We start from the raw sequence: 15,186 nt of genomic DNA, 5'->3' as shown, positions 1-15,186 counted from the left end.
TAAATGGTGAATTAAAAGTGTTTATGGCGATGTTTACAGCAAGAATGTTTTTTTACACGGTAATTGCTTGAAAAGCGTTGCGTAACACTGGTAGAGTCCCTTGGATAAGATAAATAATAACAAGGTTATTACATGAGTGAAAATAGAGAGCACTTTAGCTCCCGCTTAGGATTTATATTGGCAGCGGCAGGATCTGCTGTGGGTATTGGTAACTTAGTAGGCTTTCCAGTTTCTGCGACTAAGAATGGCGGTGGTGCATTTTTGCTCGTCTATGCTTTGTTTGTCGCATTCATTTGTTTACCCGTAATGATGGCTGAAATGGCCATGGGTCGTCATGCACAAAAAGACCCGCTTGGTGCATACAAAAAATTAGCTAATAACGACAAAAAATGGAAATTTGCTGGCTTTTTAGCGGTATTGACGCCATTTATGATTGCTGTTTTTTATATGGTGATCACGGTGTGGATTTTTGGTTACTTGAGCCAAACCGCGCTGGGTAATTTAGATATGCTGGCAAACCCTGGACACTTTGGTGAGTTTATAAATAGCTATACCGTGTTTGGTTATATGGCGCTGGTAGTAGTTATTGTTAACATAATTTTGGTCGGTGGCGTAAAAGACGGCATAGAAAAAGCAGCTAAATTTTTAATGCCAGCTTTATTTGTCATGCTTATTATATTGGTGGGTTACGTACTCACTCTTGATAACGCCATGGCCGGTGTTAAGTACTACATTATTCCTGATTTTAGTAAAATGAATGCCAGCGTGCTGAATGGCGCATTGAGCCAAGCGTTTTTCTCATTGTCGTTAGGTATGGGTATTTTAATTACCTATGCATCTTATATCTCGAAAAAAGATGACATTGTAGGCAGTGCTAAAATGGTCGCTATTACCGACTCACTGGTTGCGTTTGTAGCAGGCTTAATGGTGTTACCGGCTATTTTTAGCTTTGACCCAAATACCGATCCGGCTAAGTTATCTGACTCGTCAGTTTCAATGATTTTTGTCTACCTTCCAAAAATTTTATTAGCGTTACAAAATGATATTGGCTATTTTGGCGCATCAGCCGTGGCATTTATTTTCTTCTTATTGGTATTTTTTGCTGCTATCACATCACTGGTATCTATTGTTGAAGTACCAACAGCAACACTAAGCGATCGTAAAGGCATTAGCCGTAAAAAAGCGCTGGGCATACTCACTTTATCAACCGGTATATTAACTATTTTGTGTATTATGTCGTTTGGTATGATTGACAGCCTAACTACTTTTACTAGCTACGGTAGTGGTAATAAGAGCTTTTTTGATGTTGTTTATGACGTATTTTACGACACAATATTGCCTTTAAATGGTTTAATGGTGTGTTTGTTTGTAATGTATAAATGGAAAAAAGTTCGCTTAAGCGAAGAGCTAAGACAAGGCTCTCCTAATTATGCTAATAGCTTTATGGAAAAGTACGTTAACTTTTCACTGCAAACCTTTATTCCAGCGATATTATTAATCATTTTTGTAAATACCGTTGCAACGAAGTTTTTTGATATCAGTATTTTTGGTTTTTAATTTAAACTAAATCTAAATAAGCCGCGCCTGTCGCGGCTTTTTTATTGCTGCTTGTTAATTCAGTGCACCAGAGTCTAAATAGTCACCCATCCCTAGGGTAAACATCCATATGCCCCATAAGCTGTGCTCAAGAACACAGGCAAAGGTTGAGCGGCTTTGTGCGTAGGTATATGCAAATAGTAATCCGCCTATAAATGCTAAACTTACTGCAACCCAATTAGCGTAAACAATATGTGCCAGTGCAAATACACTCGCACTTATAATAATGCGTAGCCATTTACTGGGCATAATGCGCTTATAACGATGAAAAAAGTAGGTTCTAAATATTAATTCTTGTGGGATCACCGACAATAAAGGGTAGAGCATTAATAGCATTAGCCAGTCGGTGAGATTTTCACGAGGTAAAGTAAACCAGTGTCCTTGGTAAAGTAAGTTGTAAAATACCCCCGAAAATAATGCGCCAATAAAGAAAAAACTAAACATGCGGCGCTTCACAGCAGAAAACTGCCCCAAGCTAGTTAATCTAAAACGTTTAAAGTGGCTGTCGTTTAATAACAACATACAGCACACACTCATGAGGATGATCAGTGCTGGAATAAGCCAGTTAGATAAATATTGGCGAATATTAAAGCCAATTAAAGGCAGAATGATAAAGATAAAGGTAAATTCAAACCAGCGGTATTGATTAGCGTTCACGTTTGCTCACGGTGATTTTTATTTCACCTTAGCAAACGATTAAGTCATCTTTATGACTATAAAACAGTCAAGCTGATTATATTTAAACCCAATGAGTCTTACTAAGGCACTTGGCTTCCGGTTAAGGTTGACTTACCCCCTTGCAACCCTTAGCCTGCCTGCTTTTATTTTTACATCATTGTATTGCCACGTTAATAGGTTTAAGCCTAGGCGTGTATTTAGGAGCAAAAAATGAATAAAGCAGAATTGGTTGCAGCTATTGCGGATGCGAGTGAATTAACAAAAAAAGACGCACAAGCTGCGTTAACCAGCTTACAAAAAGTGATTACAAAGTCGCTGTCTGAAGGCGATCAGGTACAAATTTCAGGCTTTGGTACTTTTGCACTTAGTTACTACCCAGCGCGTACTGGTCGTAATCCACAAACTGGTGCAGCGATTGAAATACAAGGGGCTAATAAAGCCGTATTTAAACCAGCAAAAGCGTTAAAAGAGCGCCTTTAATGTATAACTTTAGTGCCTGTAAGTTCGCTTTTCCCCCAAAAGCTACTACGTAGCTTACAGGCTCTTTGCATTATTACCTTTGCCTGTAGTATCTGCAATCATTGTAAATAATTTACATTACTTGTTTATTACCTTTTATAAAATCTTATTATATTCAGCGTGTTATGTTTGGTATGTGATATGCAAATACGGTTATGTATTGAATGAAATAAGGAGTATTTAATGAGTAACTTACATAACAGTAATCGTTTAAAAGGTAAAAAAATTGCCATTTTAGCCACCGATGGATTTGAGCAAAGCGAGTTACTCTCGCCACAGGCTGCATTACTTGAGGCGGGCGCCGATATTGATGTTGTTTCTATTAAAGAAGGGCAGATCACCGCATGGGATGAAGACAAGTGGGGTGAAAAAGTTGCTGTTGATAAATTAGCAGCCAATGCAAATGCCGGTGATTACGATGCGCTTTTACTGCCTGGTGGCTTGTTTAATCCTGATAGCTTACGCCAAGACTCGGATGCTAAGGCATTTGTAGATGGTTTTTTTGGAGCAAAGAGAAACAAACCTGTTGCCGCTATTTGCCATGCGCCGTGGTTACTCGCAGAGATTAACAAGCTCAGAGACAAAAAGGTCACCTCATATCCGAGTATTAAAAGTGATTTAATTAATGCCGGTGCTAACTGGGTCGACCAAGAGGTGTGTGTTGATCAAGGCTTAGTGACTAGTCGCAGTCCTGCAGATTTAGACGCGTTTAATGCTAAGTTTATAGAAGAGATTCTTGAGGGTAAGCATCAAGCGCATTAAGTTTGCAGTTTAAATAAAAAAGGGCATGTTACATGCCCTTTTTTAGTGATTAAAAACGCCGTTGATTAAAGCGCTGTTGCGGCTTTCATCTCACTTACAAATGTTTTTAATTGTGTGGTCATTGCATTTAAATCATTTAGGTTTGCTTCAATGATTTTTACTACTGCAGAACCTGAAATAGCACCCGCAGCACCGGCTTTAAGCGCGGCTTTTACATCATCAGGTGTTGAAATACCAAAGCCTAATAACGCAGGCGCACTGTGGTACTCTTGTAAGCGCGAAACCACGTGTGTTGCAGGCATTTGTGCTTTAGTATCGGTGCCTGTTACCCCTGCACGAGACAGTAAGTAAGTGTAACCGCGACCGTACGATGCGCACTCACGCAACGTATCGTCACTGGCGTTCGGCGTAGCGATAAATATTGGATCAATACCGTTTGCCATGGCGGCTTTTCTAAACATTTTAGACTCGTGTAATGGCACATCAGCCACTAAAATAGAGTCAACGCCTACTGCTTTTGCATCAGTGTAAAACTTTTCTAAGCCACGTTTAAAGATTAAGTTTGAATACAATAATAAACCAATAGGGATGTCGGCATTGTACTGGCGTATTTCTTTAATAATATCAAAACAATCTTGTGTATTAATGTGCTCATCTAAAGCACGAATATTGGCCTTTTGAATAACAGGGCCGTCGGCAATCGGGTCTGAAAACGGAATACCTAGCTCTAGTCCATCTGCGCCGCCATCAATTAGGCTTTTAATAATTTCGATGCTTTGCGCTTTACCCGGATCGCCAATAGTAACAAATGGTACAAATGCGCCTTGGTTTTGCTCTTTTAGTGCTGCAAACATTTGTCCGTAACGGTCAGTTTTTACTTGGCTCATAATTGACCTTCCTCTGATAATACCTTGTGTACGTGGGCTAAATCTTTATCGCCACGGCCACTTAAATTAACCACTAAAATGCTTTCTTCTTGCAACTCTTCCGCATATTTAAGTGCATATGCAATGGCATGACTTGATTCTAGTGCCGGAATAATACCTTCGTGTTTTGCCAGTGCTTGAAACGCATCAAGAGCTTCGGTATCGCTAATGCCTACATATTGAGCTCGACCAGTCTCGTGTAAAAATGCATGTTGTGGCCCTACAGCAGGGTAATCTAATCCCGCCGATACAGAGTAAGACTCTTCAATTTGGCCATCGTCATTTTGCATAATGTAGGTATAAGTGCCGTGTAAAATACCTTTAGTGCCTTTGCAGATTGTTGCGCCGTGCTCGTGGGTATCAAGGCCTTTACCTGCTGGTTCTACACCAATTAATTTAACACCCGGCTCGTCAATAAAATCAGTAAACATACCAATGGCATTGGAGCCACCACCTACACAAGCTAAAACCGCATCTGGTAGTCGACCTTCCGCTTTAAGAATTTGCTGTTTAGCTTCCTCGCCAATAATTTTTTGATACTCACGTACAATTGTTGGAAAAGGATGAGGGCCCGCAGCCGTACCCAGTAAGTAATGTGCCTCTTGATAGTTTGCTGACCAATCACGCAGAGCTTCGTTAACTGCATCTTTTAATGTGCCCGAACCTGCTGTAACCGGAATAACTTCAGCGCCCATAAGTTTCATTCTGAATACATTCGGCTGTTGGCGTTCAACGTCTTTTGCACCCATGTAAATACGACATTTTAAGCCAAGTAATGCACACGCAAGTGCGGTGGCTACACCGTGTTGGCCAGCACCGGTCTCTGCTATAACTTCTTTTTTACCCATGCGTTTAGTCAGTAATGCTTGACCCAACACCTGATTAGTTTTGTGTGCACCGCCGTGAAGTAAATCTTCACGCTTTAAGTAAAGCTTAACTTTAGGGTTTTTAACTAAGTTGCGAGTTAACGTAAGTGGCGTAGGGCGACCTGCATACTCGTTTAAAAGCTGTGTAAATTCAGCTTGAAAATCAGGATCTTTTTGCGCTTTGTTAAATTCGCTTTCTAACTGCTTTAGCGCAGGTACGAGTAACTCGGGGACAAACATTCCGCCAAACTCGCCAAAATAAGCTGGATTTTGCATTTTAACCTCAATAGTTTCTGATGCTTGAAAAAGCATGATTTAATTTTTTTACGCACTTTTTACCAGGAGACTGTTCTACACCTGAATTTAAATCAAGTCCTAAAGCTCCGTGATAGAGGGCATCGCTAATATTGTCTGGGTTTAAGCCGCCAGCAAGCATAAAGGGGGTCGTGGCATCACGCAGTACCAACCAATCAAATGTTTTACCTGTGCCACCCGCGTGTGAATCACTGTGGGTATCGTATAAATGGCGATCTGCGCCTGCTACGGGTTGTGGTAAAACATTTTTTATTGCCTGTGCTTTCCAAATTTGGCAATTACGTGGTAATTCACTACGTAATGACGCAATGTATTGTTCATCTTCTTGGCCATGTAATTGAACGGCTGATAATTTAAGTTGTTTAGCGTGTTCAGCCACATCAGGTATCGCAGCATTAACAAATACGCCAACAAATTTTAAAGGCGCACTTTGACTGATTTCTTTAGCACAATCTAAATCAACAAAGCGGGGGGATTTAGGGTAAAAAATCAACCCGCCATACACTGCGCCATTGCTATAGGCTGCAATAGCATCTTGATTGCGGGTTAAGCCGCACACTTTGTTCTCGCCTAATATAACGCGACGACATGCTTGTATTAGATCAGCTTCAGCCATTAATGAGCTGCCAATTAAAAAGCCATTACATAAAGGGGCTAAGCGTTTTACATCTTGATGGGTGTAAATACCTGACTCAGAAATAACCACTTTATTTTCAGGAATAAGTTTACGTAGTCGTTCTGTGGTGGCTAAGTCGGTGCTTAAATCACGCAAATCTCGATTATTAATCCCAATTATTTGTGCATTTAGTACCAGCGCACGGTGAACTTCTTCTTCGTTACTTACTTCAGTTAATACTGACATATTTAATGAGTCGGCCACTGCATGCAGTGTTTTGTATTGCTGATCGTCAAGCACAGATAGCATAAGTAAAATAGCGTCGCCGCCATAAATACGTGCCATATAAACTTGGTACTCATCAATAAAAAAGTCTTTACAAATAAGCGGCTGTTCAACTTGGCTACGTACAAATTCAAGGTAATCAAAGCTGCCTTGAAAGTACTTTTCATCAGTTAACACACTCATACAAGTGGCATACTGCTTATACGCTTGAGTGATTTCTGTTAAATCAAATGGCTGACGAATCAACCCCTTAGAGGGCGACGCTTTTTTGCATTCTAAAATAAACTGCGTACCAGATGCTGCCAGTGCTTTGTAAAAACTACGCTCAGTCGGTTTGGCTTGATGTATAAAGCTATCTAGTGGGCGTGCAGCCTTACGCTCGATTAGTTCTATTTTTTTATCAGCAATAATTTTGTCTAATACATTAGCCATGACTTACCTCAATAATTGCATTTAATGTGTCCATGGCCTTGCCTGAACGTAATAAAGAGTGTGTTATTTGTGCACCTTGTTTTAACGACTCTGCTTGGCCGGTTAAGTACAGCAATGCGGCCACATTAACAACAATTGCGGCGTTGTGTGCCTCAGTGCCTTTACCTTGTAAAATAGCAAGGCTGGCGTTTGCATTGTATTGTGGGCCTTCACCGGCTAATTGTTCAAGTGAATAGTTTGCAAGGTCAAAATCACTTGGACTGAGTGTGTACTGAGTAATTTTACCATTATTAAGCTCTACAACCTGTGTTGGACCATGTAAGGCAATTTCGTCAGTACCAGAGCCGTGCACTATCATAGCGCGTTTAGTGCCTAGAGTATTAAGCGTTTGTGCCATTGGCAGACATAAAGACTCATCGTACACGCCGAGTAATTGCACCTCAGGAGCTGCTGGATTAGCCAGTGGCCCAAGAATATTAAAAATGGTTCGGGTTTTTAAACTGGTACGCACGTTCATCGCATGGCGCACCCCACTGTGATAGTGCGGTGCAAATAAAAAGGTAAAATTTGTGCTCTCTAAACAACGAGCAGCGACCTCTGGGGTCATATCGATATTGATCCCCAGTGCTTTGAGCAAGTCAGCAGACCCAGAATTACTCGACACGCTTCGATTGCCATGTTTTACCATATTAATACCTGCCGCGGCCGCCACAATCGCGGCGGTGGTACTAATATTTATAGTGTTTGAACCATCGCCACCGGTACCGCAACTATCAGCAAGTTGCGTTTTATTAGTGGTAAATGCAACTGCATTTTCACGCATTGAAGCGGCAGCACCGGCAATCTCATCGCTTACTTCACCTTTCATTTTAAGACCAATAAGTAACGCAGAGAGTTCAATGTCGCTCATATTGCCTTGCATAATTTGATCAAATAGCGATTTTGCTTGCACGTAACTAAGTGACTGCTTTGTGATAATGTGCTCAATGGCGTGTTGAACATTAAGCGGGCTGTGTAATTGATTAGTCATAATGTTCCTTTTATTTGGCACGTGTTAAATAAGCAACGCTTTGCTGCAGTAGCATTGCGCCATTGGGCGTTAAAATTGACTCTGGGTGGAATTGATAACCCAGTGCATTGTCTTGATGATGATAAATAGCCATTGGTATATCTTGGTATTTGGCAATAACGGCTAAGTTATCAGGTACTTTTGTTGCCATTAAAGAGTGATAACGTGCCACTGGCATAGTGCTACCCATACCGTAAAATACAGGGTGATCATTTAAATTTATAATTGATGACTTACCATGTACGGTTTCACCAGCGTGACCGATTACTCCGCCATAGCTTTGTGTTAGCGCTTGTTGGCCTAAACAAATACCTAGCATTGGAAATTGGCCCTTACACAGGTTAATTAACTCCATAAGGCAGCCTGCATCGCTAGGCGCACCAGGGCCTGGCGATAATACCAGCAGTACTTGTCCACGCTCTGCCTGCATTTTTTCGAATATGATCTCTGCGCTAATGTTGTTTCGGTAAACTACTAACTCAGCACCAAGCATTGTTAGCTCATCAACAAGGTTGTAGCTAAATGAGTCAAAGTTATCTAAAAAGTAAATTTTAATAGGGTGTGCTTCACTCATTTTATACTGCCTTATATGTCGATTTAATTGCGGTGATCACCGCTTGGGCTTTAGCGCGCGTTTCGTTTGCCTCTGACATTGGATCTGAATCAAATACAACCCCAGCACCGGCTTGCACATAAGCAATATTATTTTTAACAAAGGCGGCACGAATAACAATACAGCTGTCCATGGCACCGTCACCAGTTAAATAACCAACCGCGCCACCATAGCTACCGCGACGTTTGCCTTCAGTTTTGCGCACTAATTCTGCCGCACGCACTTTGGGGGCACCCACTAAGGTACCCATATTCATACAGGCTTGATAAGCATGCAGAGCATCTAATTCGGGTTTTAATTTTCCAACTACGCGTGATACTAAATGCATTACTTGTGAATAACGGTCTACTTTTAATAGCTCTTTGGCATGGCGGGTACCAGGCACGCTAATGCGTGCAACGTCGTTACGTGCTAAATCAACCAGCATTAAGTGCTCGGCACGTTCTTTTTGATCGTTTCTGAGCTCAAGTTCAATACGGCTATCCAAATCGGGATTAATTTGTCCATTTGCAAACTTACCCCGTGGACGAGTACCTGCAATCGGATAAACCTCAACTTGTTGAGACTTAACCTCATACTTAAGCGCAGACTCAGGGGATGCGCCAAATAATGAGAAACCTTCATCACGCATGTAAAACATGTACGGGCTTGGGTTTTGCTTTTTAAGCTGGCTATAAGCATGTAATGAGTCAGGGCACGGCAATGAGAAAGTACGAGAGGGCACCACTTGAAAAATATCGCCATCAACTATGTGTTGCTTAAGTTTAATCACTTGTTGGCAATATTGCTCATCACTAATATCAACATTTACAGGGCAGTCACCTGTTTGGCTTGGGGCACTAAAATCTGCGGCGTGGTCGCACAATGTATTTAGGCGTTCTAATTGTTTGCCCACTTCAAAACAGTTTGCGTGAACATCTGGGCCATTAAACACATTGCCAATTAACTCGGTTGTTTGTTTTTGATGATCAATAACAACCAGTGTTTCTGCTAAATAAAATACGTAGTCTGGGCAGGTGTTTTCACCGTCAGGCACATCGGTTAGTTGTTCAAAGTTAGCCACCATGTCGTAGGCAAATACGCCGCCTAAAAACACTGAGAACGGATTGTCAGTGGTGCTTTTAATACTATTTAAACAAGTGCGTAGTGCACTAAAAGCGTTATCTGCAATCAGTTTGCTAGCTTGGTCAATGGTGTCATCGGCTGGGTGATACTCAAGTGTGAGTGTGGTATCGGTTAACTGTGAAGCGCAGTTTTGTACATTAGCTTGCAAATAGTTAAGTAGTTGTTGGCCGTTGTTTGATTGTGCACTGATGCTCACTTGGTTGCCTTGGCAAACAATACGTAATGCACAATCAACCAGTATTAAGCTTTTTACGCTATCTTTTGAATCTATCTCTGCAGATTCAAGCAATAGTGAGTTAGGTTTATCAAGTGCCGCATACAAGGCAAGTGGGCTACTTATGTAGTCTCTTACTTGCGTTATGCTGGTCACTTCACCTGGTGTTGTTGTTATATGACTAAAAATCAAACCTCATCCCCTAAAAAAATAAAACCCCGCAATGCTAAGCAGTGCGGGGTTTGAATAACGATGTCTAAATTATAGATAGACCATTACCGTCCCGCTATGCCAGGCGCCACCACCAATGATGTGTAAGAGTGTTTACGTTATTCATGTTTTTAATTCCTGTTAATCTTGTATTGCAAAATTTAGTGATAAAAAAACCCGCATGGTAGCGGGTTAGAATTTTTTGTTTAGACACGACAATTCATCACCCTTTGTTTTAAGAGTGCCACCACCAGATGATGTTTTGAATTGTATTTTTCATTGTTACTTATTCTTTAATGTCTAAAAGTGGCTACAGTAAAACGTATCAACTGCTTTTGTGTCAAGTGTTTATTTAAAACAATTTCGTTAAAAAACTTGTTATACTGTGTGAAACACCATTAAACCATTAATTAAAGTAGTTTTCATTTGATAAAATACGACTTACATAGCCATACAACACACTCAGACGGACACTTAACGGTTGAGGAACTATTAGCGCGAGCAGTCGATAAAAAAATTGATGTATTTGCCATTACCGATCACGATACTGTGGCCGCAATTGAGCCTGCGCAGGCTTTTATCAAACGTGAAAACTTGCCGCTTAAACTGATTAATGGGGTTGAAATATCAACCAAATGGGAGAGTTTTGAAATACATATTGTTGGGCTTAACATTGATACCAATGATCGCACTTTGCATACATTACTTAGCGAGCAACAGCAAAAGCGCGAAACCCGTGCAATTGAAATAGGCCATAGATTAACAAAAAATGGCTTTGAGGGTATTTATCAACAAGCCCGCGATCTGGCTGAAAATGCGCAAATTACTCGCGCTCACTTTGCCAGAGCTTTAATTGAGCGAGGTGTGGCTAAAAACTTTCCTGGGGTATTTAAAAAGTACTTAGGGCGAGGAAAAACTGGTTACGTACCGAGTAACTGGTGTGATATGCAAACGGCAATTTCAGCGATTCATTCCGCCGGTGGGGTGGCTGTTTTGGCGCACCCAAGTAGCTACAAAATGTCGAATAAGTGGTTGCGTAAACTACTCGTAGAGTTTAAATCAGTGGGCGGTGATGCAATGGAAGTTGCCCAACCGCAACAGGCCCCGAGTGAGCGTCAGTTTTTAGGCTTGTTGAGTCAAGAATACGACCTGCTTTGCTCTCAAGGCTCTGATTTTCATTTTCCGACTAGTTATTTAGAACTTGGAAAAAATTTATACTTACCTAAAGATTGCCAAGGGGTTTGGCAAACATGGGAAAAGCACGAAGGAGTTGCATTATGAGTCAATTATTTCATATACATCCGGATAACCCACAGCCTAGACTAATTTCTCAAGCTGTTGATATTATTAAACAGGGCGGCGTAGTTGTGTACCCAACAGATTCGGGATATGCGATTGGCTGTAATTTAGGTAACAAACAAGCAAAAGAGCGCATAGAGCGTATTCGTGGTATTGAAAAACACCATAATTTTACTTTAGTGTGCCGCGATTTATCTGAGCTTTCTACTTATGCTCGCGTAGATAACCAAATGTTTAGGCTGATCAAAAATAATACCCCAGGGCCTTATACGTTTATTTTTAAAGGCACAAAAGAAGTACCTAAACGCTTATTAAACGATAAGAAAAAAACCATAGGCATTCGTGTTATTGAACACCCAATTGCTTGTGCGTTACTTGCGGAATTGGGTGAGCCATTAATGTCATGCTCACTTATTTTACCGGGTGATGAATACACGCAAGCGGACCCCGATGACATTTTGGAGCGTCTAGATAAGCATGTCGATTTAATTATTCATGGCGGATACCTCACAGAGCAAGCAACCACGGTAATTGATTTATCAGAGGACGATATTCAAATTTTACGTGTAGGCTGCGGCGATACGGCTCCATTTGAATAGCAATGAAACAGCCTGACACGGTTTCGTTAATACCTACAGATATGCCAGTGCAACAAAAGCTGCCACTGGCATTTTTGCATGGGAAAGCCGTTGTTGAAAAGCCTGAAGATTTATATATTCCGCCTGATGCGCTTGAAGTTATTTTAGAAACCTTTGAAGGCCCGTTAGATCTGTTGCTTTATTTAATTAAAAAGCACAAGTTAGATGTTCTCGAATTATCTATATTTAGCATTACTGAGCAGTATGTAAAATATGTAGAAATGATGAGTGAGTTTCAGTTAGAACTCGCCGGCGAATATCTCGTAATGGCAGCATTGCTGGCGCAGATTAAGTCGCGGCTATTACTGCCAGTGCATGAGGAATTAGAAGAAGAGGAAGATCCACGCGCCGAACTTATAAAACGTCTACAAGAGTACGAACAATTTAAAAAAGCGGCCGAAAATATCGATTCTTTGCCCCGCGTTGGTCGCGATATATTTATCGCCAATGCAACTTTCCCAGAGTTAGAAGAAAAAAACCAACCCTTACCAGAACTGGCAATCAAAGATCTATTGTTAGCGCTAAGTGACGTAATGGCGCGTGCTAAAACATTTGAGCATCATTTAATTAGTGCAGAAACCCTGTCAACTCGTGAACGTATGAGTTTAATTTTACACACACTATCCCAAGCAAAAGCACCCGTTGCGTTTACCCAACTGTTTACCTTTGAAGAGGGCCGCAGTGGAGTTGTTGTTAGTTTTATCGCCATGTTAGAACTGATAAAAGAGGGTTTAATTGCTTGCTTACAAGTTGAGTCTGATAGCCAAATATATGTATCTCTTAATGAGCCTGCCGAAAGTTAACCTCCCATAAAGTTTTTTGCAATTATACTAAATTAATAGACTTTACTGTGCGTATACGCACGATAAGTGTTTGCATATGCTATTTTAATCGCCACTCATCCATTATATCGTAGTGTTATTACTAGATTAGAGATTGGCGATAAGCAATGTTTAAAAACTCAAAAACCGGTTATGGCCTGATGGCTATATTTTTACACTGGTTAATGGCGTTGACTGTCTTTGGTTTGTTTGGTTTAGGCTTATACATGGTTGAGCTAACTTACTATGATAGCTGGTATAAAGGCTCATTAGATTTGCATAAAAGCATAGGGCTGAGTTTAGCGGCTGTATTTGTTTTTAGACTGTTATGGCGTCGATTTAATGTAAAACCTAGCCCTATTGGGACCAACACTCAATTAAATCAGCTGGCCCAAACCGCACACATTTTAATGTATCTGTTTTTAGTGATTATTATGGTGTCTGGGTATTTAATTTCTACTGCTGATGGGCGACCAATCGAAGTGTTTGGCTTGTTTTATGTTAAAGCCATCGACTTTACCTTTGATTCTCAGGCAGATATAGCAGGGCAGATCCATTATTACAGCGCATGCTTATTGATCGGGTTTGTGGTGCTGCATATTTTAGGTGCGTTAAAACACCACTTTATAGATAAAGATAAAACATTAATTAGAATGATCAAATTACAAAAGGAAGCTTAAAATGAAAAAGTTACTATTAACTTCAGCGTTATCAGCAGCGATGTTTATGACAGCTACCCATGCTAGTGCTGCAGACTATGTTATTGATACCAAAGGAGCACATGCCTTTGTTAATTTTAAAATTAAACATTTAGGTTACAGCTGGTTGCACGGGCGTTTTAACACCTTTGATGGGCAGTTTAACTACGACGCTAAAAATCCAAACGCATCTCAAATTAGTGTAAATATCGACACAACAAGCCTAGATTCAAACCATGCTGAACGAGATAAACACTTACGCGGTGGTGACTTTTTAAATGTAAGCAAATACCCACAGGCTAGCTTTAAAAGTACAGCAATTAAGTTTGATCAAGACGGTGAAGAAGCCACAGTAACCGGTGAGTTTACCCTTCATGGTATTACTAAAACAATTAGTTTTGAAATTGATAAGATTGGTGAAGGTAAAGATCCATGGGGTGGTTACCGTGTTGGTTTTGAAGGTGAAACCAGCTTAAAACTAGCCGATTACGGTATTGATTACGATTTAGGCCCAGCGTCAACACACGTTGATATTGGTTTATTTATTGAAGGTATTCGTCAATAATACCGTTTTATAGTTAAAGCTAAGCGTTATCACGCTTAGCTTTTTTATTGTAAATGCGCTTCTAATTTTGATTTTAAGTGACTTGGTAACCACCGAGTTAATACTTGTTTATAGTCTTCAGTTTGCTTAATTAGTTTGAGTTGCTGATTGAGTGTGGCAATATCTTCTGCGCCTTGCTCGTTTTTAGTACAGCCAATGTAACCGTAACTAATTTTTGGTGCCTCAGTCAGCATGCGCTGCGTTAAATTGTCACTAAACCCCATCGTTTTTGCTAAATAATAATGCTCACTGGGGTAGCCTAATAAAATATCAATTCGCTCTAAGTTAAGCATATAGGTTAATGTACTGAGGGTATCGCGAGTAGGTCTAATGACAATATTTGTATTAGGTGTGGTATTAATTACCTTATCAATTTCACTGCCGTATGAGCGATTCATCGATACACCCAAGGTGAGCTTTTTATTTACTAATAAATTAGTTAACGACACTGATTTACTGCTTTCAATACCTAGCGAAATGCTCAGCTTTTGATGCATGGCAATAGATGGAGAAAGACCAGCTGTAGAGCTTTGATGCGTGAAATAAACACGTTCTTCTCGATATTTGTTTTTATAAAGTGATAATGCGCATGCATTTGATTGCAGGTTAGCGAGTTCCTCAATAACTTTACCAGAGGGAATAATGATACGTTCAAAGTTAATATGCGGAAGTTGTTGCTCTAATAGCGAAATAATACTTTCATCACGGCCCTGAGATTTATCCGGACCGCTCAAAATATAATAGGGCGCAAAGTCATGCGTTATCCATTTTATTGTTCTGGCATCACACTTTGTGCTTAAAAATACACAGACGAACAGTATTATCCACGAAAACCGCATTTTCACTACAACAAATAAATAAACATGGATTTAAGTGTAGTCAGTAATACACCAAAAAGTA

The 15,186-nt window shown here is 40.4% G+C and carries 16 protein-coding genes; 8 read left to right on the top strand and 8 right to left on the bottom strand.

Annotation, left to right across the window (positions count from 1 at the left end; translation table 11 throughout):
• Positions 1-132: 132 nt before the first annotated feature.
• A complete protein-coding gene (locus tag MTF66_RS26280) occupies positions 133-1,557 on the top strand; it encodes a sodium-dependent transporter (protein ID WP_248529079.1) in 1,425 nt (474 codons plus the stop codon).
• Between the two features lie 54 nt (positions 1,558-1,611).
• Here the strand turns inward: MTF66_RS26280 and MTF66_RS26275 are convergent, their stop codons facing one another.
• The gene (locus MTF66_RS26275) at positions 1,612-2,253 is read right to left on the bottom strand and encodes a CPBP family intramembrane glutamic endopeptidase (RefSeq protein WP_138605975.1); all 642 of its coding nucleotides are present in this window, start codon (positions 2,251-2,253) and stop codon (positions 1,612-1,614) included.
• A gap of 231 nt (positions 2,254-2,484) precedes the next feature.
• Between MTF66_RS26275 and MTF66_RS26270 the strand changes: the two genes are divergently transcribed.
• Both MTF66_RS26270 and MTF66_RS26265 read left to right on the top strand, forming a co-directional pair.
• The gene (locus MTF66_RS26270) at positions 2,485-2,754 is read left to right on the top strand and encodes an HU family DNA-binding protein (RefSeq protein ID WP_010390237.1); all 270 of its coding nucleotides are present in this window, start codon (positions 2,485-2,487) and stop codon (positions 2,752-2,754) included.
• 222 nt (positions 2,755-2,976) lie between these two features.
• Entirely contained in the window at positions 2,977-3,555 is a 579-nt protein-coding gene (locus MTF66_RS26265; RefSeq protein WP_109874551.1) for a type 1 glutamine amidotransferase domain-containing protein, read from the top strand.
• 65 nt (positions 3,556-3,620) lie between these two features.
• Here MTF66_RS26265 and trpA read toward each other — a convergent pair whose 3' ends face one another.
• From trpA to MTF66_RS26235, 6 genes are read right to left on the bottom strand one after another with little or no spacing between them, the layout of a single operon-like run.
• Positions 3,621-4,442: a tryptophan synthase subunit alpha gene (trpA, locus tag MTF66_RS26260; protein ID WP_198523266.1), complete on the bottom strand. Its 822-nt coding sequence runs from the start codon at positions 4,440-4,442 to the stop codon at positions 3,621-3,623.
• Complete coding sequence (gene trpB, locus MTF66_RS26255; protein ID WP_138569739.1) at positions 4,439-5,623, bottom strand: tryptophan synthase subunit beta; 1,185 nt, start codon at positions 5,621-5,623, stop codon at positions 4,439-4,441. The genes trpA and trpB overlap by 4 nt, the downstream gene beginning before the upstream one ends.
• 7 nt (positions 5,624-5,630) lie before the next feature.
• The gene (gene trpCF, locus MTF66_RS26250) at positions 5,631-6,995 is read right to left on the bottom strand and encodes a bifunctional indole-3-glycerol-phosphate synthase TrpC/phosphoribosylanthranilate isomerase TrpF (protein WP_248529077.1); all 1,365 of its coding nucleotides are present in this window, start codon (positions 6,993-6,995) and stop codon (positions 5,631-5,633) included.
• The gene (gene trpD / locus MTF66_RS26245; protein WP_138569737.1) at positions 6,988-8,025 is read right to left on the bottom strand and encodes an anthranilate phosphoribosyltransferase; all 1,038 of its coding nucleotides are present in this window, start codon (positions 8,023-8,025) and stop codon (positions 6,988-6,990) included. Before trpD ends, trpCF begins: the two co-directional genes overlap by 8 nt.
• A 10-nt stretch (positions 8,026-8,035) precedes the next feature.
• A complete protein-coding gene (locus MTF66_RS26240; RefSeq protein WP_138605984.1) occupies positions 8,036-8,638 on the bottom strand; it encodes an aminodeoxychorismate/anthranilate synthase component II in 603 nt (200 codons plus the stop codon).
• Between the two features lies 1 nt (position 8,639).
• Complete coding sequence (locus tag MTF66_RS26235; protein WP_248529075.1) at positions 8,640-10,208, bottom strand: anthranilate synthase component 1; 1,569 nt, start codon at positions 10,206-10,208, stop codon at positions 8,640-8,642.
• 444 nt (positions 10,209-10,652) lie between these two features.
• Here MTF66_RS26235 and MTF66_RS26230 point away from each other — a divergent pair, with 444 nt between their 5' ends.
• From MTF66_RS26230 to MTF66_RS26210, 5 genes are all read left to right on the top strand, one after another.
• On the top strand, positions 10,653-11,507 hold the full coding sequence (locus MTF66_RS26230) for a PHP domain-containing protein (protein WP_248529072.1): 855 nt from the start codon (positions 10,653-10,655) through the stop codon (positions 11,505-11,507).
• The gene (locus MTF66_RS26225) at positions 11,504-12,124 is read left to right on the top strand and encodes an L-threonylcarbamoyladenylate synthase (protein ID WP_008113642.1); all 621 of its coding nucleotides are present in this window, start codon (positions 11,504-11,506) and stop codon (positions 12,122-12,124) included. The genes MTF66_RS26230 and MTF66_RS26225 overlap by 4 nt, the downstream gene beginning before the upstream one ends.
• A 2-nt stretch (positions 12,125-12,126) precedes the next feature.
• Positions 12,127-12,966 carry a ScpA family protein gene (locus MTF66_RS26220; protein WP_138605988.1) on the top strand — a complete coding sequence of 280 codons (840 nt, stop codon included), beginning with the start codon at positions 12,127-12,129 and terminating at the stop codon, positions 12,964-12,966.
• A gap of 146 nt (positions 12,967-13,112) precedes the next feature.
• Entirely contained in the window at positions 13,113-13,664 is a 552-nt protein-coding gene (locus MTF66_RS26215; RefSeq protein ID WP_010390221.1) for a cytochrome b, read from the top strand.
• 1 nt (position 13,665) lies between these two features.
• On the top strand, positions 13,666-14,247 hold the full coding sequence (locus tag MTF66_RS26210; RefSeq protein ID WP_138605989.1) for a YceI family protein: 582 nt from the start codon (positions 13,666-13,668) through the stop codon (positions 14,245-14,247).
• 44 nt (positions 14,248-14,291) lie between these two features.
• On the opposite strand, the gene MTF66_RS26205 is transcribed toward MTF66_RS26210, so the two are convergent.
• Entirely contained in the window at positions 14,292-15,125 is an 834-nt protein-coding gene (locus MTF66_RS26205; protein ID WP_248529070.1) for a transporter substrate-binding domain-containing protein, read from the bottom strand.
• Positions 15,126-15,186 lie beyond the last annotated feature (61 nt).

Source organism: Pseudoalteromonas sp. 2CM39R (genome assembly GCF_023161845.1).
The sequence above is the reverse complement of the archived record's forward strand: the minus strand, read 5'-3'. Positions and strand labels throughout refer to the sequence as shown.

Coding starts and splice junctions, on each gene's coding strand:
- MTF66_RS26220 (WP_138605988.1), top strand. CDS start 12,127: ATGAAACAGCCTGACACGGTTTCGTTAATACCTACAGATATGCCAGTG.
- MTF66_RS26205 (WP_248529070.1), bottom strand. CDS start 15,125: ATGCGGTTTTCGTGGATAATACTGTTCGTCTGTGTATTTTTAAGCACA.
- trpD (WP_138569737.1), bottom strand. CDS start 8,025: ATGACTAATCAATTACACAGCCCGCTTAATGTTCAACACGCCATTGAG.
- MTF66_RS26210 (WP_138605989.1), top strand. CDS start 13,666: ATGAAAAAGTTACTATTAACTTCAGCGTTATCAGCAGCGATGTTTATG.
- trpA (WP_198523266.1), bottom strand. CDS start 4,442: ATGAGCCAAGTAAAAACTGACCGTTACGGACAAATGTTTGCAGCACTA.
- trpB (WP_138569739.1), bottom strand. CDS start 5,623: ATGCAAAATCCAGCTTATTTTGGCGAGTTTGGCGGAATGTTTGTCCCC.
- trpCF (WP_248529077.1), bottom strand. CDS start 6,995: ATGGCTAATGTATTAGACAAAATTATTGCTGATAAAAAAATAGAACTA.
- MTF66_RS26270 (WP_010390237.1), top strand. CDS start 2,485: ATGAATAAAGCAGAATTGGTTGCAGCTATTGCGGATGCGAGTGAATTA.
- MTF66_RS26280 (WP_248529079.1), top strand. CDS start 133: ATGAGTGAAAATAGAGAGCACTTTAGCTCCCGCTTAGGATTTATATTG.
- MTF66_RS26265 (WP_109874551.1), top strand. CDS start 2,977: ATGAGTAACTTACATAACAGTAATCGTTTAAAAGGTAAAAAAATTGCC.
- MTF66_RS26240 (WP_138605984.1), bottom strand. CDS start 8,638: ATGAGTGAAGCACACCCTATTAAAATTTACTTTTTAGATAACTTTGAC.
- MTF66_RS26215 (WP_010390221.1), top strand. CDS start 13,113: ATGTTTAAAAACTCAAAAACCGGTTATGGCCTGATGGCTATATTTTTA.
- MTF66_RS26225 (WP_008113642.1), top strand. CDS start 11,504: ATGAGTCAATTATTTCATATACATCCGGATAACCCACAGCCTAGACTA.